Genomic DNA, 18,969 nt, shown 5'->3' with positions numbered 1-18,969 from the left:
AGCTACGCCTGGTGGATGGACAAGCACACCCGCCACCACAATGATCCCAACACCCGCGGCAAGGACCCCGACATCGAGGTCGACACCATCTCGTTCCTCGAGGAGGACGCCGCGAAAGCCACCGGCCTCCAGGCCTGGATCACCCGCCGCCAGGGTTACCTCTTCTTCCCCCTGCTGACCATGGAAGGCATCAACCTGCATGCCCGCTCCATCAGCACCCTCTTCGCCCGCCGCACCATCAAGGGCCGCTGGGTGGAACTCGCGCTCCTGGGCGCCCGATTCGGCGCCTACCTCGGCGTCCTCTTCTGGTTCCTCCCGGTCGGCATGGCCTTCGCGTTCCTCGGCGTCCAGCTCGCGGTCTTCGGGATCTACATGGGCGCCAGCTTCGCGCCCAACCACAAGGGCATGCCCATCGTGCCCAAAGGCAGCAAGCTCGACTTCTTCCAGAAGCAGGTCCTCACCTCCCGCAACATCCGCGGAGGCTCGTTCGTGAACAACGCCTTCGGCGGATTGAACTTCCAGATCGAACACCACCTCTTCCCCGACATGCCGCGCCCTCACCTGCGCCGCGCCGCCGTGATCGTCAAGGAACACTGCGAGCGCCTGCGCGTGCCCTACACCGAAGTGGACGTCACCGCCTCCTACGCCGCCGTCGTCACCTACCTCAACCGCGTAGGACTCGCAGCCCGTGACCCCTTCGACTGCCCCACTCTCAACCGCTACCGCCAACCCTGACCCCCGGCCCCCCGCCCGCCGCACTTCGAAGCGGCGCCCGCCCGCGAAAGTGATCCTGCGCGCAGTGACATTCCATCGTTCGACCGGGCGCCTGCCTGCCCTCCTCCAGCTGGTGGCTCTCTGCCGTTCCACCCCGTGGCGTCCGGCTTCCCGCCACGCGTCCTTCGGCCGCCCGTTCGACGGCGAGGAACCGGCGGGCGAGGCCGTCGTCGTCCACGACTGCACGGGCATAGTGAGGACGACGCTGGATGCAGCGACCGGATCGCGCCGGGAGGTGTCGTACCGCCTCCACTCGTGGTCCAGGCGGACCGACGACGATCCTGCTCGTCCTGTCTTCGTCCTGGTGCACGGAATCGGCATGTCGCACCGCTACTTCGCCCGGTTGCGAGCGGAGCTGGTGCACTACGGAGACACCCTGGTGCTCGACCTTCCCGGTTTCGGTGGGACCCCCCGGCCGGCTTCGCAGCTCGGCGTCGGTGATTATGCGGCAGTCATCGCGACGGCACTGGTGGACGCAGGGCGTCAGTCGTGCGTGGTGGTCGGGCATTCGATGGGCGCCCAGTTCGTCACCGAACTCGCGGTGAACCGTCCTGACCTGGTCTCGGCCGTGGTCCTCATCGGGCCGGTCACGGACACGTTGCATCCGACCGCCGCGCGGAACGCCGCCGCTCTGGCCCTCGACACCCTGCTGGAACGTCCGGTCACGAACCTCCTGGTGGGGGCGGCGTACCTGCAGTGCGGGATCCGCTGGTACCTGAAGGAGCTACCCGTGATGCTGGACTATCGCCTGGACGACCGCCTCGCAGCGGTGACACAGCCGGTCCTGGTGCTGCGGGGCGCACTGGATCCGGTAGCGAGCCGCACGTGGTGTCGCAGACTGGCCGCGTCGGCTCCCGACGGACGGATGGTGGAGGTGCCCGGCCAGCCCCACGCCGCGCACCGTGCAGGTTCCCGCTTCGTCGCGAGGGCCATCCTGCGGCTCGTCGAGAATCTTCGCGTCCGCCCGTTCCCGGACCGCGTGGGATAGCGCCACAACCTTCCTCCCTTCCTCCGCGCCGCCTCGAGGAAATGGTGGCGGTCCCGGCCTGCGGATTGAGTAGGATGAGGTCCTGCTGACGTGGTCAGCGGCGGTTCAGAAGAGAGCCCGGGGTTGGTCCCTGTTCCCTTCCAGTTGATAGGCGTCCCATGAACACCAGACTCACTCCCTCCGAGCCTTTTCCCGAAGACCTTGCAGGGCTCGATCTTCCGGAGGTCGAGGTTCTCAACAGCAAGATCCAACGCGAGTTGTCGCACGAGTACGTGCACGACGGTGAAGTCGATCCGGAGACAGAGTTCCGCAGCGAGGAACTGAACGAGGAGCTCGACCGCCGTGATGCAGCGGAGGCCACTGCACCGGCGGTTGTGTCCCCTCAGTCGTTCCTTCCCGCCGGTGGGGACCTCCGCCGCCTGTAGCGTTCCCCGCGGATGCCGCGCCGAACCGCCGTCGGCAGCCCTCCCGGGCCGGCGACCGAATCATCCCCTGTTCCGTCCGTTGGTCGTCGAAGTGGCTCCTGCAGGAGTCGGTGAGGAATTACCGCAGTGCCTGATGAAAGGGAACTTGCCGCAGAAGCCGCGGAGAACCAGACCATCTCCCTGCTACAGGACATGGTGCTCGACAGCGACGACGTCCAGCAGTTCCTCGACGGCCTCGTCACCGTCGCATCGACGGCGTTCACCAGCGCGCAGGGCGAGGTGTTCTGCGGTGTCACCCTGTTGCGTCCGCGGTCGATGGTCACGGTTGCGAGTAGCAGCGACCAGGCGAAGGTGATGGATGAGGTGCAGTACGGGTTCAACGACGGACCGTGCCTTCGCGCCGCACGCGAGGGCTACACGGTGCACATTCCGGATTTCCTGAGCGAGTCCAGGTTCCCCGAATACCGCGAAGCCATCGCCAGCCACGGCATCCGCTCGGCGCTGGGGATCCCCATCCGGCTGGACGCCGGGGCAAGCGCCGGCCTCGACTTCTACTCGACGGAACCGGACGCATTCTCGGAGACGAGCATCGCCGTTGCCGAGGGATTCGCCCGCGATGCGTCGAAGTCCCTTCGGCTGGCTGTCAGGATAGCAACGCTGAGCGACAACTCGGAACACCTCAAGGCAGCCATGGAGTCCCGGACCGCCATCGATCTTGCCGTGGGCGCCGTCATGGGCCAGAACCGCTGCAGCCAGGACGAAGCGATCGCGATCCTGCGCACCGCTTCCCAGGGCCGCAACATGAAGCTGCGGGACCTCGCCGTGGACCTCCTGGCCTCCCTGGGCCAGAAGGGAACGGTCCGCACACACTTCGACGGCTGATCGTAGGAGTACGCGTCAGGGTTGGTGAACCTGCCCTGCCGGTGACTCGTCAGGGTCGTCGGGCACGAGGCGTGGTCCGTTGATCTCGTCCTCGACTTCCCGGGCGAGCGTTCGTAGCTTCCTGCCGTCCCGCATCGAGTATTCCCGCGGCTGCTGGTCGATCACGCACAGCGTGCCGATCGTCCAGCCGCCAGGCCCTCGCAACGGATAGCCGGCGTAGAAGCCGATGTAGGGCTCCCCCAGGACGAGTGGGTTGTCCTTGAACCGCTCGTCCTGCAGCGCGTCCCGCACGATCAGCGGGCCCGCATTCCGGATCGTCGCGTTGCAGAAGGAGATTTCTCGTGGCATGTTCTGCTGAACCGGCCCGATCACGGATTTGAGGAACTGGCGCCGATCGTCGATCAACGCCACGATGGCCGAGCTGACCTGGAAGTAGTCCTTCGCCTGTCGTGTGATCCGGTCGAACCTCTCCTCCTGCAGGGTGTCGAGCAGGTGTGTCCGGGTGACCGCATCCAGGCGTTCCTGCTCCTGCTCCTCCGGGGTGAAGAGGAACGATCCTGCGACACCGAGAGCCCGCCGGGAATCGATCGACGATTGCTGCGGCCCCTCCACCGAACAGCGCTCGATGCGGTCCTTCGCGCCGACTCCCGCCAGCAGCTCGTTCGTTGCATCAGCCAGGATGTCGCACTCGATGTCCTGCAACTCGAACATCCCGGAGAGGTACGCCTCGAGCTCGAAGCGCGACACCGCACCGCCCCGGCCGTAGTAGCTGACCCATATGTCCTCGAGAGTCAGCCCTGTTGCCGACAGGACCTCCCTCAGCTGCTCAACCTGTGCCTGCGCGCTCATACCAGTACCCTCCATGCCGACAGCCCCGCCCAAGCCGTTGATTGTCGTCAGTGCTACCGCTTCGACCGGCAAGACGTCGGACCGTCAGCAGGCTTACTACCCCACGTTAGCAAGCCTTGCCTCCGATGACACCAGTTGCCGGACGATCTGCACCGCATACCACTGTGGCCCGGCAGCAGGAGTCCTCAATGCCGTTCAGTTGTTTTGACTTAATCAAAACAACCAGTAGGCTTGGATCATGACGCTCTCGCCCTCCGCCCCTGCCGATCCGGAGGTGCTGCGGCAATCCATCCGAGCGGCAGGGCTGAAGGTCACCGCTCCACGGGTGGCCGTGCTGCAGGCGCTGCAGAGCAGGCCGCACTCGAGCGCCGACCACGTGTTCGAGAGCGTGCGGAATACCCTTCCCGGCACGTCCACCCAGGCGGTCTACGGGGTTCTCGCCGCCTTCACGGAGGCGGGCCTCGTGCGAAGGTTCGATCCAGCCGGATCGCCGGCGCTGTTCGAGTGCAGAGTCCGCGATAATCACCACCACCTGGTGTGCATCTCCTGCGGAGCCATCCGGGATGTCGATTGCGTCATCGGCGCGGCTCCCTGCCTGACCCCCTCGGACACCCACGGATTCACCGTGATCGCGGCCGAGGTCACCTTCAATGGCCTCTGCGAGCAGTGCCGGGAGACCGTGGCTCCTGCCGGCTAGGCCGCCAGCGACACCCATATGCAACGGGTGCAGTGGCGGCGACGGTCAACAATCGAAAACCGACAACCCTCTCTTCGGCGTGCCTGATTCACCCCCCTGCAGGCACCCCTCCATCAACGGAAAGAAGCTCATGACACTCCTCGATCGCGTTTCGCCCCACACCCAGAAGCCTTCGACAGCACTCTCCGACCTCAGGGCGCCGGCCCCCATGGGCGGCAGTTACGTCACCGTCTCCGCACCCGCAACTGTTCACGGTCAGACCGGAGGGACCTATGTGACGACCGGCAGGGCCGTACCCGCGACGCGCGGAACCTACGTCTCGACGTCGTCTGCAGCTCGACCCTCCGGCGGGTTCTACACCTACTCCGCCTGACACTTCGAAAGTGGCAGAAGTCCCAACCGGGCACACCTACAGCTGGTCGTCCAGATGGAACACCTCATCGAGCCGGAGGAATCCTTCGTCCGGGCGCCCGTCGAGGGCCACGAAGAACGGTGCCATTTCCGCCTGCCACCTGGCATTGACCTCCGTGTCGGCCATCGCGGACTGGGATGCTGCGAAGTCCTCGCACTCCACGTATCCGATCAGCAGACCGTCGGGACGCAGGAACAGCGAGTAGTTGTTCCACCCCGTCGCCTTCAGTGCCCTCGCCATGTCAGGCCAGATCGCCGCGTGCCGTTCGCGGTACTCCGGGATCCGCTCGGGCCGGACCTGTAGTTGGAAGCACACACGCTCCATTGATATCGGTTCCTTCGCTGCTGGAAGAGCTGGTTGATGGGATCAGAGGGCTACGTGACGGTGCTCGACGCCGAGGAGGCTTGCTGCCGCCTTCACGTCGGCCGCCCGGTGCCCCACGCACAGGGCCCAGTGATGGCCGATGCCGGTCTGGCTCCACTCGTCCACCCACAGGCCCGGGTCTCCGCCGAAATCCACCCGCGACGTCGTGTTGCCGATGGCCAGCAGGGGCCCGGGCACCACGGTGCCCTCGGACGTGATGAAGACGTAGGACCCGTCCGGATCCTGCCCGATACCGAAAGTGGTGACGGGACCGTGGCGCACGTCGAATTCCACGGAGACGCCCCAGCCCCGCTTGCCGTGGTAGACACCCAGTCCGCGCAGCAGTGGATCAGCGGCGCTGACGGCGAGGTGGGCAGGACCGTCGTGTCCCATCTCCACCACGTTGTCGAGGAAGTTGAGCGCCTGGATCTCCGTGAAGGAGCCTCCCGCGCCCATGGTGTGGGCGGCGAGCATCGCGATGGAGGTCCGAAGCTCGTACTCGCCCGCCATGGGAACACCACGCGCGGTCAGGATCGAGGCGCCCAGGATCATCCCTGCGCCCAGGCGTTCGTGCTGCTCCCCCGCCAGGCCACGGTGGTAGTAGGCCAGCGAATCCAGGTCGAACTCCGTGACGAGGCGATCGAGCCCGACGGACACCTTCGCGCCCCACGCGAAATCCTCGTCGACGACGGATGCGTCAATGGTGAAGAGGTCCCGCGCCAGGGCCACGCGCTCACGCACCTGCTCATCGGTCACCTCGGCGACGAACTCGCGGAGGTCGTCGAACTCGACGACCTCGACGTGCGAGCCGAACGTCGTCGACACCGTGGTGAGATCCGTCGAGACATCGAGCATGCCCGGGTAGACGTGGCCCATGAGCCCGTGGCGCGCGTGTCGCAGCCTGCCGCGCACTCCGGCAGCGTGCACCCACTGGTTGATGCGCTGCCACGCCGACTCCTGCTTCAGGTGGCCGGACACGGAGCGGAACGGAATTCCTGCCCTCCGGAAGACGTTGGCGACCTCGGGTACCGGACATTGTCCGCAGTAGGCGAGCCACCTGCCGGTATCGACGTTCGCGTGGTCCATCGCCTCGGTGGGCTGCAGGTCGATCACGAGGACCGGCGTCCCCGACCGCTGTGCGATCGGCAGGACCATCGAGGACGTGAGGTAGGTGGTCAGGAAGATGACGATCAGGTCGCAGTCCGCTCGGCGCAACTCCTCCGCGGCAGTCGCCGCCTCTCGGGCATCGGAGACGAAGCCGACGTCGGTGACCTCTGCGTCGAGCTCGCCGAACCTGGCGGTGACGTAGCGCGCCGACTCCTGAAGCTGCGGCAGCAGGTCGGGGAACTGCGGCCAGTACGCACCGAGCCCGCCGGAGACCAGACCGAGGCGCGTAGGACGGCGGCGGATGGGCTCGAGCTGCTCAGGGACGGCCAGCGGGCCGGCGGATCCGGCAGTGGCATCGGTGGTCAAGGGTGCTCCTCGGACGGCGGGTCGGGGCGGGGTGGGAACAGCGAACGTTCGGGTGGGGACGCTGGACGGGGAAGGGCGGGGCGCCCGCGAGGACGCCCCGTCCGGACCGGCTAGAAGTCGTAGTCGTCGATGTTCTCCGCGTTGAACTGCGTGGGCGGACCGACCAGGACGATGCCGCCCTCGCCGACCTCGCGCTCTCCGAGCTCACCGGCCTCGAAGGTGTCACCGGGCTCGCCGGTGATGTCGCCGTCGGCCAGTGCCTTACCTGCGAACGCGGCCACGTAGCCGAGCTGTGCCGGATCCCAGAGCGCGAACTCGCTGACCGTGCCGTCCTTGACGAACGGACGCATCTCGTTGGGGAGGCCGAGGCCCGTCAGGGCGACCTTGCCCTTGTACTCCGAGGTGGAGAGGTACCGGGCGGTCGCCGCGATGCCGACCGTGGTGGGCGAGATGATGCCCTTGAGGTCCGGGTAGGCCTGCAGCAGACCCTGCGCTTCCTGGAAGGACTTCGTGTCGTCGTCGTCGCCGTAGACCTTGGCGACGAGCTCGATGTTCGCGTAATCCGGGTTCGACGCCAGTTCCTCCTCCATGAACTTGATCCACTCGTTCTGGTTCGTGGCGTTGGCCGTGGCTGAGAGGATTGCGATCTCGCCCTCTCCGCCGATCTGCTCCGAGATCAGCTCGAGCTGGACCAGGGCCACGTCCTTGGCGTTGACCTGGCTCACGAAGAGGTCGCGGTAGTCGGGGTTGGTGTCTGAGTCGAAAGCGACGATCTTCGAACCCGCCGCCCGTGCTTCCTCGAGGGCGGGACCGACGGCGTCGGGATCGTTCGCGGCGATCACGATGACGTTGGTACCACGCTGCGTCTCCGCGTTGATGAAGGACACCTGGCTCGAGGCGCTGGCGTCCAGCGGACCGACGACCTCGGATTCGGCGAAGCCGGCCTCAGAAGCACCATCCTCGCCACCGCCGAGCACCACATCGGTGTAGGGGTTGTTGAGCTGCTTGGGGATGAACGTGATCGTCTGCTCGCCGTCCGATCCGCTGCCACCCTCGCTGCCGCCGCCTTCGGAGGCAGCACCGCCACCGCACGCGCTGAGCACCAGGGCGGCACTCGTGGCGAGGGCCGCGAACGCTGCGCGCCGTCGGGTTCCGGAGTGAATAAACCTCATTGTTTTTTCCTTTCGATGGGCGCTGGAAACCAGTCGCCGGGTGCAACCCTAGGAGGACGGCCTAGGGAAGTGGTGCGCTGCGGACCTGCCGGGAATGGCGGGCCCGCCGGATGGCTGACGCGATGTTCGGCGCCACCACCGAGATGATGAGCAACGAGCCCGTCACGATGATGAGGACCACCTCCGAGACGCGATCCAGCTTCAGGGCGTAGTTGATGGTGCCGATCAGCAGCACTCCGGCCAGGACTCCTGGGATGGACCCCTTGCCGCCGAAGATCGACACTCCCCCGAGGAGTACAGCGGCGATGACCGCGAGTTCGAGCCCGCTCGCGTTGTCGCTGCGGGCACTGGAGTAACGGAGTGTCCAGTAGATACCGGCCAGTGCGGACACGGTGCCCGTGGCCAGGTACAGCAGGAACTTCGAACGGGCGACGTCGATACCGACGAAGGTCGCGGCTTCCTTGCTGTAGCCCAGCGCGAAGAGCCCGCGGCCGAACGGCGTGAAGTGCAGCACGACGGCGAAGGCGATGATCAGCACGACGACGCCGATCATGACGGTCGGGATCCCGGTGCCGCCGAGCTTCGAGGTGAAGAAGGCGGTCAGCCCGGGCGGGAAGTTCGCGACGGCGTTGTCACCGATGACCACGAGGGCGAGACCCCGGAAGAGGGCCAGCGTACCGATGGTGACGGCGAGGGACGGGAGGCCGAGATAGGCGATGAGCACGCCGTTGAAGGCACCGGCGACCAGACCGGCCAGCACGCAGATCACCAGGACGAGCGCGATGTTCATACCGCCCTGCCACAGCACGCCCATGAGGGCGCTGGTCAGTCCGGCGATGCTCGCGACAGAGAGATCGATCTCGCCCGAGATGATCACCAGCGTCATCGGCAGGGCGATGAGCAGCGTGGGAATCACATCGAGGAGCAGGAACCCGACGGTCACAGGTGAGGCGAAGCGCGGGATCACGATGCTTGCATAGAGCACGACGACGAGGAGCACGTAGATCATGATGGCGTCGCGCCCGAGCAGCATCCGCGCGGCTCCCGTGCGGCCCTTGGATACGGCGAGCACCGTGGACGTGTCGGCCTTGCCTGTCCGGGACCTCGCCGGCTTCCGGCCTGCCTCGGCCGCGGTCTTCGTGCTTCCGGGCGTAGCGGCCATGCGCCTGCCTTTCGGTGGTGGGCCGGATTCCGGCTGGTGCCCTTCGGGCTGGACGGCGGTGGGGGAAGCGGAGGGGTCAGACATTGCGGGCCTCCGCGATGCGAAGTTTGCGGGCGGACCGCACGCTGGCGATCCGATCGATGACGACTGCCGCTAGGATCAGGATGCCCACGATTGCCTGCTGCCAGAACTTGTCGACGCGCAGCGCCGTCAGGGCGCTCGTGATCGTCGTCAGGAGAAGGGCGCCGATGGCGGCTCCCACGACGGTGCCGCTGCCTCCGAAGATGGCGACCCCGCCCACGACCGCCGCTGCAACGACGTCGAGCTCGAGTCCCGATCCCGTCGTCGCGCCGACCGAGTTGAAGCGGCTCGCGTAGAGCACCCCGGCCAGACCGGCCAGGAGTCCGTTCACCACGAAGGCGAGCAGGACCCGGCGGGTGACCGGAATTCCGAACAATCGGGCGGCGTCGGGATCTGAGCCGATCGCGTAGAGGTCGCGGCCAGGGCGCGTGCCGAGCATGTAGACGGCGACGATCGCGACGACGACGACGGCGATCAGGGTAATCACGGGGAATCCGAGAGCCGTGTCCACCGAGAGGTTGCCGAACGCCTCGGGCCGGTCGCCGGCGAAGTACTGGGTGCCGCCCGCCCAGGCGTTGTTGATGCCGCGGAAGATGTAGAGCGTACCGAGCGTGATGACGAGTGCCGGCACCTTGGCGATGGTGATGAGCAGGCCGTTCAGGCCGCCGAGCACCGCTCCGAAGAGCATGCCGAGCACGAACACGGCGACGATCGGCAGGTTCGGTGCCGCCACGAAGAGGCTGCCCGTCGAGAACGCCACGAGTCCGAGGATCGAGCCGACCGAGAGATCGATATTCCGTGTGATGATCACGAGCGTCTGCCCGACGGCCAGGATCATGAGGATGGTCGCGTTCAGCAGCAGGTCCTTGATGCCCTGCTCGCTCAGGAAGAGCGGATTGATGGCCGCGGTCACGGCGACCAGCACCACGAGCGCAAGCACGACGGGAAGTTCGCGGAGCTTCAGGAGGGAGCCGAGGGCCGACGTCCGCCCGTGCTCGGGAGTGGGATGTGCGGGTGCCGTACTCTTGCTGTCGAGGCTCATCGCGTTGACTCCAGGGATGCGGTGGCGGCGTGCATGACGGTTTCGGCAGTGGCTTCCGTGCGATTCAGCCGGCCGGTGATCCGGCCCTCCCGCATGACCAGGACGCGGTCCGCCATGCCGAGCACCTCGGGAAGCTCGGAGGAAATCATGAGGATTGCGATACCGCGCCCCGCGAGTTCCGAGATCAGGCGGTGCACCTCGCTCTTGGTCCCGACGTCGATCCCGCGCGTCGGCTCGTCGATGATGAGGAGTTTCGGATCGGTCGCGAGCCACTTTGCGAGGACGACCTTCTGCTGGTTGCCACCCGAGAGCGTGGAGACGGCATGTTCCGGTGAGCCGGCCTTGACCTGCAGCCGCTTGCCCCAGGTCTCGGCGGCTTCCCGCTCGGCCCTGCCGCTGATGATGCCGAACCTCGCGAGTGAGTGGCGCAGCGTGAGCGCCGCGTTGCGTTCCACCGACAGGTCCATCACGAGTCCCTGCTTGCGCCGGTCCTCGGGGACGAACCCGATGCCTGCGTCGATGGCGGCCCGCGGGTCCTTGCGGCGGAGCGCACGTCCGAACATCTCGACGGTGCCCGACTCGTAGCGGTCGATGCCGAACACTGCCCGGGCGACCTCCGTCCGGCCGGCTCCCACGAGCCCGGACAGCGCGACGATCTCGCCCGCCCGCACCTCGAAATCGATGTCGTGGAACACTCCCGGACGCGTCAGTCCGGTCACCCTGAGGACGACGTCACCCGCCTCGGTCTCGGTCTTCGGGAACAGCGCATTGATGTCGCGCCCCACCATCTCGCGAACGATTTCCTCCACGGAGGTCGCGGCTGTGTCGTGCGTCGTGATGTAGGTGCCGTCACGCATGACCGTGATGCGGTCGCAGAGGCCGAAGACCTCGTCGAAGCGGTGCGAGATGAACAGGATGCCGCTGCCGCCGTCACGCAGCCGGCGGGCGACGGCGAATAAACGGTCCACCTCGACGCCGCTCAGTGCGGCGGTGGGCTCGTCCATGACGAGGATGCGGGCATCCAGGGAGATGGCCTTCGCGATCTCGATGATCTGCTGGTCCGCGATGGACAGGCCCTCCGCCACGCGGTCAGGATCGATTGGCACACCGAGCTGGTCGAAGAGTTCCCGGGCGCGGCGGCGCATCTCGACACGGCTGATGAGGCCGAAACGGCCCTTCGGCTGCCTGCCGATGAAGATGTTCTCGGCCACCGTGAGGTCGGGGAAGAGCGTCGGCTCCTGATAGATGACGGAGATGCCGGCAGCCTTGCTGTCGGCGACGTTCCGGAAGCTCACGGCCTGCCCTGCGACGAGGAACTCCCCGGCGTCGGGCTGGTGCACGCCGGCGAGGATCTTGACGAGCGTCGACTTCCCGGCACCGTTCTCACCCACGAGTGCGTGGATCTCCCCCGCCGCCAGCTCGATCGTCCCGTCGGCCAGGGCCACGACCGGCCCGAAGGTCTTCAGTGCCCCCCGGAGGGCCAGCACGGGCGTCCCTGCTGCCGGGTCGGTGGCGACACTGCCACCATCAAAGTGCGTCACTGCAACTCCTCCAAGGAAATGAATCGTTTCAGAGCAACGGTTCACATCGAATAGTAGGCGTGACCTACATCACCGTCAACCGCCCGAAATCGACCTGTGACCTCGGTCGGCTCTCCGCGTGATCGTCAGACCCCGGCGCGGACCGACGTCGTCGTGCTCCCGCGTTCGACCAGCTCCGGATCGAAGATGACCTGCCGGCGCCGGGAAGCGGGTGCTTCGATCTCTTCCAGGAGGAGCTCGACGGCGGTCCGCCCCATCAGCTCGGTGGGCTTGCGGACGGTCGTCAGCGGAACGACCGTCGAGGCGGAGAAGTCGATGTCGTCGTACCCGATGAGGGCGAGGTCCTCGGGGATCCGGAGCCCGCGGATCAGCAGGACTGCCTGCATGACGCCGATGGCGAGGAGGTCGTTGGCGCAGAAAATGCCGTCCGGAAGACCGCTCCCCCTGCGCCGCGCAATCTCCTCACCGGCATCCCGGCCCGCGAGGACGGTCATGGCGTCGGCCTCCACGACCTCGAGCACCGCGTCGTCGTACTCCTCGACGGCCTGGCGGGCGCCCGTCAGCCGGTCCGCCACCTGCCGGTAGTCGGCCTTCGTCCCCACGAAGACGATGCGCCTCCGCCCGGCCTCGAGGAGGTGCCGCACGGCCATGTAGCCTCCGGCGATGTCGTCCACGGACACCGAACTGCAGCGCCGCTGCGGATCGACACGGTCAACGAGGACCACGGGCATGCCCCGCTTGCGGAGCGCCTCCACCCGCGGGCCCACATCACCGACGGGCGAGATGAGCATGCCCTGGACGCGCTGCTGTTCGAAGACGTCGATGTACCTCGCCTCGCGTACGACGTCCTGCCCACTGTCACCCAGCACCACCGTGCTGCCGTTCTCCGATGCGCAGTCCTCCGCAGCGCGGGCGAGGGACGAGAAGAACGGGTTGCCGACGTCGAGGACGATTAGGCCGATGGTGCGGCTCTGGCCTGCGCGCAACTGCCGGGCGGCGTCGTTGCGGACGAAGTTCAGCTCGTCGATGGCGCCCTGCACGCGCTCCCTCGTTGCGGCGGAGACCCGGGCGGGGTGGTTGAGCACATTGGACACCGTGCCGATGGCAACGCCCGCGCGATCCGCAACGTCCTTGATGCTGACTGGTCGCCTGTCCATGGTTTCCTCGACGCTCAGGCCCCGGCGCACGGAAGGCGGCGACAGGACTGTTGACACTCGGTCTCAAGCAAGGATAACTTTGAAACGTGTCACTGAAACGATTCAAAGACACGCCATCCGCACTTCACCCTCCCGGCACGATCCATGCCGGGAAGGCCCACGAGAAACCGCCGTCCGAGGTGTGACGAAGCACCCGGTCGCCACCACGCTGGAGAGAGTACATGACTGTCATCGACGACATCGCGGCGCAGCTGGAGCAGCTCGCCATCGAGGTGCCCTCCTGGGCCTACGGCAATTCCGGAACACGCTTCAAGGTCTTCGCCACCCCCGGCACGCCTCGTACCGTGCAGGAGAAGATCGCGGACGCGGGCATGGTCAACCGCCTGACCGGGCTCGCTCCGAGTGTCGCCCTCCACATTCCCTGGGACAAGGTGGACGACTACGGTGTCCTCGCTGACTTCGCCGCCGAGAACGGCGTCGCGCTCGGCACCATCAACAGCAACACCTTCCAGGACGACGACTACAAGTTCGGCAGCCTGACGCACAGCGACGCCGCGGTGCGGAACAAGGCGATCGACCACATGTACGAGTGCATCGAGGTCATGAACGTCACGGGTTCGCGCGACCTCAAGATCTGGCTGGCGGACGGCTCCAACTACCCAGGGCAGGCGGACATGCGGTCCCGGCAGGACTGGCTGCAGGATTCCCTCCGGAAGGTGTACGACCGCCTCGGCGAGGACCAGCGGCTGGTCCTCGAGTACAAGTTCTTCGAACCGGCGTTCTACCACACGGACGTTCCCGACTGGGGCACCTCCTATGCGCACTGCCTGCAGCTCGGGGAGAAGGCCCTCGTGTGCCTCGACACCGGTCACCACGCACCAGGCACGAATATCGAATTCATCGTGGCGCAGCTCATCCGCCTCGGGAAGCTCGGATCCTTCGACTTCAACTCGCGTTTCTATGCGGACGACGACCTGATCGTCGGAGCCGCGGATCCGTTCCAGCTGTTCCGGATCATGGCGGAGGTGGTGCGCGGCGGCGGCCTCGCACCCGAGAGCGGCATCGCCCTCATGCTCGACCAGTGCCACAACCTGGAGGAGAAGATCCCGGGGCAGATCCGTTCGGTGCTGAACGTCCAGGAGATGACGGCGCGTGCACTGCTCATCGACCGGCCGGCGCTCACCGCGGCACAGGAATCCGGCGACGTCCTCGCTGCCAACGCGATCATGATGGACGCCTTCTACACGGACGTCCGCCCGGGCCTGGCGCAGTGGCGCGAGTCCAAGGGACTGCCCGCGGATCCCATGGAGGCGTACCGCGCCAGTGGGTACCAGGACCGAATCAACAGCGAACGACAGGGCGGCCAGCAGGCCGGATGGGGAGCATGACAGTGACGACGACGACGGGGCACGCAACGAGCGCCTCCACCAACGGTTCCACAGACCAGACCGTCAACCAGACGGTGCAGGACCTCATCGAGCGGTCGAACCGCCTGGGCGCGGACAAGCGCAACACCAACTACGCCGGCGGCAACACGTCCGCGAAGGGTATCGGATTCGATCCGGCCACGGGCGAGGACGTCGAGCTTCTCTGGGTCAAGGGATCCGGCGGCGACCTCGGTACGCTCAAGGAATCCGGGCTCGCCGTCCTGCGGCTGGACCGGATGCGCGCCCTGCGTTCGGTGTATCCGGGTGTCGAGCGTGAGGACGAGATGGTCGCGGCGTTCGACTACACGCTGCACGGCAAGGGCGGCGCAGCGCCGTCCATCGACACGGCCATGCACGGGCTCGTCGATGCCGCGCACGTCGACCACCTGCACCCCGATTCCGGCATCGCCATCGCCACCGCTGTCGACGGGGAGGCACTGACCTCGACCATCTTCGGCAACAAGGTGGTCTGGGTGCCCTGGCGCCGCCCCGGCTTCCAGCTCGGCCTCGACATCGCCGCCATCAAGGAAGCCAACCCCGAGGCGATCGGCACGATCCTCGGCGGCCACGGCATCACCGCGTGGGGAGAGACCTCGGCCGAGGCCGAGGCGAACTCGCTCTGGATCATCGAGACGGCCGAACGGTACATCGCCGAGCACGGCAAGGCGGAGCCCTTCGGCCCTGCACTCGAGGGCTACGCGGCGCTCCCCGAGCAGGAGCGCCGGGCCAAGGCCGCGGCCCTGGCACCGACGATCCGCGGGCTCGCCTCCACCGACAAGGCACAGGTGGGCCACTTCACCGACGATCCCCGCGTCCTCGACTTCCTCGCCTCGACCAACCACCCGCGTCTCGGCGCGCTCGGAACGAGCTGCCCCGACCACTTCCTGCGCACCAAGGTCAAGCCACTGATCCTGGATCTGCCCGCGGGCGCCGACGTCGAAAGCTGCCTGCTGCGCCTGCACGAGCTGCACGCGGAATACCGGAAGGACTACGCGGCCTACTACGAGCGCCACGCAGCGCCGGATTCGCCGGCCATGCGCGGCGCGGACCCCGCGATCGTGCTCGTACCGGGCGTGGGTATGTTCTCCTTCGGTGCCAACAAGCAGACCGCCCGCGTCGCCGGTGAGTTCTACCTGAACGCGATCAACGTGATGCGCGGGGCGGAAGCCATCTCGACCTACTCACCCATCGACGAGGTCGAGAAGTTCCGCATCGAGTACTGGGCGCTCGAGGAGGCCAAGCTCGCGCGCATGCCGAAGCCGAAGTGGCACGCCGGGCGCATCGCCCTCGTGACCGGAGCCGCGTCGGGCATCGGCAAGGCCATCGCCACACGGCTGGCGGCCGAGGGTGCGTGCATCGTCATCGCGGACCTCAACATCGACAGCGCGAGCTCGGTGGCCGACGAACTCGGTGGCCCCGACGTGGCGATCGGCGTCCAGGCGGACGTCACCGATCCCGCCCAGGTACAGGAGGCCGTGAAGGCCGCCGTGCTGGCCTTCGGTGGACTCGACCTCGTGGTGAACAACGCGGGCCTCTCCATCTCGAAGCCCCTCCTCGAGACGACCGAGAAGGACTGGGACCTGCAGCACAACGTCATGGCGAAGGGCTCCTTCCTCATGTCGCAGGCGGCAGCGAAGGTGCTCATCGAGCAGGACATGGGCGGCGACATCATCTACATCTCCTCGAAGAACTCCGTGTTCGCGGGCCCCAACAACATCGCCTACAGCGCCACGAAGGCCGACCAGGCACATCAGGTCCGCCTGCTCGCCGCCGAACTGGGCGGCTACGGCGTCCGCGTCAACGGCATCAACCCCGACGGCGTGGTGCGCGGCTCCGGTATCTTCGCCGGCGGGTGGGGTGCCAAGCGCGCCGCCGTCTACGGCGTGGAAGAGGAGAAGCTGGGTGAGTACTACGCGCAGCGCACGCTCCTCAAGCGCGAGGTGCTGCCGGAGAACGTGGCCAACGCCGTCGCCGTCCTGACCTCCGCCGAACTCTCGCACACCACGGGCCTGCACATCCCCGTGGACGCCGGCGTCGCCGCGGCGTTCCTGCGCTGACATGGCCGGTGGGATGAAGGGGGCCCGCAGGGAGGTGTTCGCCGCCGTCGATATCGGCGCCTCCTCCGGACGCGTGATCCTGGGCAGCCTGACGGAGGATGGTCCGGACCTGCGCACCGTCCACCGCTTTCCGAACGGCGCACAGTTCCTGGGCGGAGCGCTGCGCTGGGACATCGAGTCACTCTTCGAGGAGGTTCTCGCCGGGCTCGCGGCCGCCGCCGAGACGGCGGCCGCGGCCGGCGACGCCGTCACGAGTATCGGGATCGACACCTGGGCCGTGGACTACGGACTGGTCGACGACGCCGGCAGGTTGCGCCACCTTCCCTTCAGCTACCGCGACGCCCGGACCGAGTCGACCATCGGCGTCGTGCACGCGGCCGTCCCACCGGAACAGCTCTACGCGCGCACCGGGCTGCAGTTCCTGCCCTTCAACACGGTCTATCAGCTGGCCGCCGAACGCTCGCTGGACGGCGTCCAGGCACTGCTCATCCCGGACCTGCTCGCGTACCGACTGACGGGCGTGCGCCGTACCGAGTCGACCAACGCATCGACCACGGGCCTGCTCGATGCCGGTACGGGCACCTGGGCGGCGGACCTCTTCGTGCCACTGGGCCTGTCACCGGACCTCTTCCCGCCGCTCGTCGAGCCCGGAGCGGTCATCGGGCACCTGTCCCCCGCGGCCGCGCGAGCGACGGGCCTCTCGGAGCGGACCGCCGTCGTCGCCGTGGGATCGCACGACACCGCATCCGCCGTCGCCGCCGTTCCGGCGGAATCACCGCACTTCGCCTACATCTCCTCCGGCACGTGGTCTCTCGTGGGCGTCGAACTCGAGGCACCCATCCTGACCCCCGAGAGCCGCGCCGCGAACTTCACCAACGAGCGGGGCGTCGACGGGACCATTCGGTACCTCCGCAACACCGGAGGTCTCTGGCTCTTGCAGGAGTGCCTGCGGGAGTGGAGCATCGAGGGGCCCGAACCCGACCTCCTCAGTCTGCTTGCCAGCGCGGGACACCTGCCTCCGGGCGGGCCGACCGTCGACGCCGACAGCACCGAGTTCCTGGCGCCGGGCGGCATGCCGTCCCGTATCCGTCGCGCCGCCGAGGCAGCAGGGGGGCCTGTACCGTCGTCACGCGAAGCCGTCGTGCGGTGCATCCTGGACAGCCTCGCGAACGCCTACGCGCGCACGCTGCGGGACGCCGAGCGTCTGTCCGGAACACGGATCGACGTCATCCACGTGGTGGGTGGCGGGTCCCAGAACGCCCTGCTCTGCCAGCTGACAGCGGACCGGACGGGCCTTCCCGTCCTCGCGGGGCCGGTGGAGGCCACCGCACTCGGCAACGTCCTCGTCCAGGCCCGTGCTGCCGGCCTCCTCGCCGACGGAGCCGGACTCGCAGGCGTCAGGGCAGCGGCCCGTGCCGCTGCACGGACGATCCGCTACGAACCTGCGCCCCTAACCGCCGGCGAGCAGCAGCGCCTGCTCCCGGCGAGCCAGCCGTAGGGACTCCGGCGCGCATGAGACGAGCACTCACATCCGGCCGAAGACGGACCGGATGATGGCGAAGATCCCGTAGCAGATCAGGCCCACGGCGATCGCTGTGAGCACGTAGACACCGGCGGGGTGGTACTGGAGGGCCTTCAGGCTGCCGTCGAGTCCCGTTGATCCCTGCGGATCGTGGTTAAGGCCCGCCACGACGAACAACCCGCCGACAAGGAGCAGCGCGACGCCTTTCGCCACGTGCCCCACGACGCCGAGGACCTCGATGACGCGCCCGTGGGCTGTGTCCTCGAACGCCTGGAGTTCTGGCCGGAAGGCGCGCCGTACCCCCTTGATGACGAAATGCAGGCCGATCCCGAGGATGATGGCGGCGGTCAGGAACACGAGGAGCACGCCGAACCGCGATGCGAGCAGTGTCCGGGTGAAGTCCACCGTCGATTCCGAGGAGTCAGGACCGTTACCGAGCGCGAAACGCGCGAACGTGCCGGCCATGGATCCGTAGATGATCGCAAGCGATCCGGACGAGAGGTGCTTGCCGATGCGCTGCCCGGTGGTGAGGTGGCGAGCGCGCAGCGTCGCCTCGCTGAATTGCCACAGCGCGAGACCCGCGCATCCCGCAGCGCAGATCCACATGATCGGCGTCCCGAGACGCCCCTCTGCGACCTCCTCGAGCGCGCCGGTCGGTTCGGCCTCCCCGTTGCCGCCGAAAGCAAGACGGAGCGCGATGATCCCGATCAGAATGTGCACCACAGCGAGCGCCGCGAAGCCCAGGCGTGCCACGACATCGAGCGCGCGTGTATCGGACACGCATTCGGCGGCATCGGCGGCCCGGCTCGCCAGTCCCTGCGGGTCGGCGCTGCTGTCCGTCGTCACTGCTCGACCTCCCGGCACGGTTCCACGACCACCCAGCAGGGACAGAGCCCGGAGGGTGCTCGATCCAGCATAGGAGCACCACCCGGACCGCTGCACACG

18 protein-coding genes are annotated in these 18,969 nt (G+C 67.3%); 9 read left to right on the top strand and 9 right to left on the bottom strand.

What is annotated here, in order from left to right:
• The 4 genes from CXQ96_RS00600 to CXQ96_RS00585 all read left to right on the top strand — a co-directional run.
• On the top strand, positions 1-735 hold a 735-nt coding region (locus CXQ96_RS00600), incomplete at its 5' end, for an acyl-CoA desaturase (RefSeq protein WP_104116103.1).
• Positions 736-799: 64 nt separating this feature from the next.
• The gene (locus CXQ96_RS00595; protein ID WP_146070779.1) at positions 800-1,762 is read left to right on the top strand and encodes an alpha/beta fold hydrolase; all 963 of its coding nucleotides are present in this window, start codon (positions 800-802) and stop codon (positions 1,760-1,762) included.
• Between the two features lie 158 nt (positions 1,763-1,920).
• Positions 1,921-2,187, top strand: a complete 267-nt coding sequence (locus tag CXQ96_RS00590) for a hypothetical protein (protein WP_181036307.1) — start codon at positions 1,921-1,923, stop codon at positions 2,185-2,187.
• 126 nt (positions 2,188-2,313) lie between these two features.
• Positions 2,314-3,069 (top strand): GAF and ANTAR domain-containing protein, encoded by a 756-nt coding sequence (locus tag CXQ96_RS00585; RefSeq protein ID WP_258058700.1) that lies wholly within the window; start codon positions 2,314-2,316, stop codon positions 3,067-3,069.
• Positions 3,070-3,084: 15 nt separating this feature from the next.
• Here the strand turns inward: CXQ96_RS00585 and CXQ96_RS00580 are convergent, their stop codons facing one another.
• Positions 3,085-3,918 (bottom strand): GAF domain-containing protein, encoded by an 834-nt coding sequence (locus CXQ96_RS00580; RefSeq protein ID WP_181036306.1) that lies wholly within the window; start codon positions 3,916-3,918, stop codon positions 3,085-3,087.
• A 238-nt stretch (positions 3,919-4,156) separates the two neighbouring features.
• Between CXQ96_RS00580 and CXQ96_RS00575 the strand changes: the two genes are divergently transcribed.
• Positions 4,157-4,615: a Fur family transcriptional regulator gene (locus CXQ96_RS00575; RefSeq protein WP_104116100.1), complete on the top strand. Its 459-nt coding sequence runs from the start codon at positions 4,157-4,159 to the stop codon at positions 4,613-4,615.
• Positions 4,616-4,745: 130 nt separating this feature from the next.
• The gene (locus CXQ96_RS00570) at positions 4,746-4,988 is read left to right on the top strand and encodes a hypothetical protein (protein WP_104116099.1); all 243 of its coding nucleotides are present in this window, start codon (positions 4,746-4,748) and stop codon (positions 4,986-4,988) included.
• A 36-nt stretch (positions 4,989-5,024) separates the two neighbouring features.
• On the opposite strand, the gene CXQ96_RS00565 is transcribed toward CXQ96_RS00570, so the two are convergent.
• From CXQ96_RS00565 to CXQ96_RS00535, 7 genes are all read right to left on the bottom strand, one after another.
• Positions 5,025-5,351, bottom strand: a complete 327-nt coding sequence (locus CXQ96_RS00565; RefSeq protein ID WP_104116098.1) for an L-rhamnose mutarotase — start codon at positions 5,349-5,351, stop codon at positions 5,025-5,027.
• A gap of 42 nt (positions 5,352-5,393) precedes the next feature.
• Positions 5,394-6,863: an L-fucose/L-arabinose isomerase family protein gene (locus tag CXQ96_RS00560; protein ID WP_104116097.1), complete on the bottom strand. Its 1,470-nt coding sequence runs from the start codon at positions 6,861-6,863 to the stop codon at positions 5,394-5,396.
• A gap of 110 nt (positions 6,864-6,973) precedes the next feature.
• Positions 6,974-8,035, bottom strand: a complete 1,062-nt coding sequence (rhaS, locus tag CXQ96_RS00555) for a rhamnose ABC transporter substrate-binding protein (RefSeq protein WP_104116096.1) — start codon at positions 8,033-8,035, stop codon at positions 6,974-6,976.
• 61 nt (positions 8,036-8,096) lie between these two features.
• Positions 8,097-9,281, bottom strand: a complete 1,185-nt coding sequence (locus CXQ96_RS00550) for an ABC transporter permease (protein WP_258058699.1) — start codon at positions 9,279-9,281, stop codon at positions 8,097-8,099.
• Positions 9,274-10,320, bottom strand: a complete 1,047-nt coding sequence (locus tag CXQ96_RS00545) for an ABC transporter permease (protein ID WP_104116094.1) — start codon at positions 10,318-10,320, stop codon at positions 9,274-9,276. The genes CXQ96_RS00550 and CXQ96_RS00545 overlap by 8 nt, the downstream gene beginning before the upstream one ends.
• Positions 10,317-11,861 (bottom strand): sugar ABC transporter ATP-binding protein, encoded by a 1,545-nt coding sequence (locus tag CXQ96_RS00540; RefSeq protein ID WP_104116093.1) that lies wholly within the window; start codon positions 11,859-11,861, stop codon positions 10,317-10,319. The genes CXQ96_RS00545 and CXQ96_RS00540 overlap by 4 nt, the downstream gene beginning before the upstream one ends.
• Positions 11,862-11,986: 125 nt before the next feature.
• Positions 11,987-13,018 carry a LacI family DNA-binding transcriptional regulator gene (locus CXQ96_RS00535; protein ID WP_104116092.1) on the bottom strand — a complete coding sequence of 344 codons (1,032 nt, stop codon included), beginning with the start codon at positions 13,016-13,018 and terminating at the stop codon, positions 11,987-11,989.
• 221 nt (positions 13,019-13,239) lie between these two features.
• Between CXQ96_RS00535 and rhaI the strand changes: the two genes are divergently transcribed.
• Genes rhaI through CXQ96_RS00520 form a run of 3 tightly spaced genes read left to right on the top strand, consistent with a single transcriptional unit; the run spans position 13,240 to position 18,000 of the window.
• The gene (rhaI, locus tag CXQ96_RS00530) at positions 13,240-14,406 is read left to right on the top strand and encodes an L-rhamnose isomerase (protein ID WP_181036305.1); all 1,167 of its coding nucleotides are present in this window, start codon (positions 13,240-13,242) and stop codon (positions 14,404-14,406) included.
• A complete protein-coding gene (locus CXQ96_RS00525; protein ID WP_104116091.1) occupies positions 14,403-16,502 on the top strand; it encodes a bifunctional aldolase/short-chain dehydrogenase in 2,100 nt (699 codons plus the stop codon). Before rhaI ends, CXQ96_RS00525 begins: the two co-directional genes overlap by 4 nt.
• Positions 16,503-16,515: 13 nt before the next feature.
• Positions 16,516-18,000 (top strand): rhamnulokinase family protein, encoded by a 1,485-nt coding sequence (locus CXQ96_RS00520; RefSeq protein WP_258058698.1) that lies wholly within the window; start codon positions 16,516-16,518, stop codon positions 17,998-18,000.
• 27 nt (positions 18,001-18,027) lie between these two features.
• Here CXQ96_RS00520 and CXQ96_RS00515 read toward each other — a convergent pair whose 3' ends face one another.
• Positions 18,028-18,870: a DUF1206 domain-containing protein gene (locus tag CXQ96_RS00515; RefSeq protein ID WP_258058697.1), complete on the bottom strand. Its 843-nt coding sequence runs from the start codon at positions 18,868-18,870 to the stop codon at positions 18,028-18,030.
• Between the last annotated feature and the right edge of the window lie 99 nt (positions 18,871-18,969).

The organism is Arthrobacter sp. B1805, from assembly GCF_002929745.1.
Lineage (GTDB): Bacteria > Actinomycetota > Actinomycetes > Actinomycetales > Micrococcaceae > Arthrobacter_D.
This window is presented reverse-complemented; position numbering and strand designations above follow the sequence as displayed.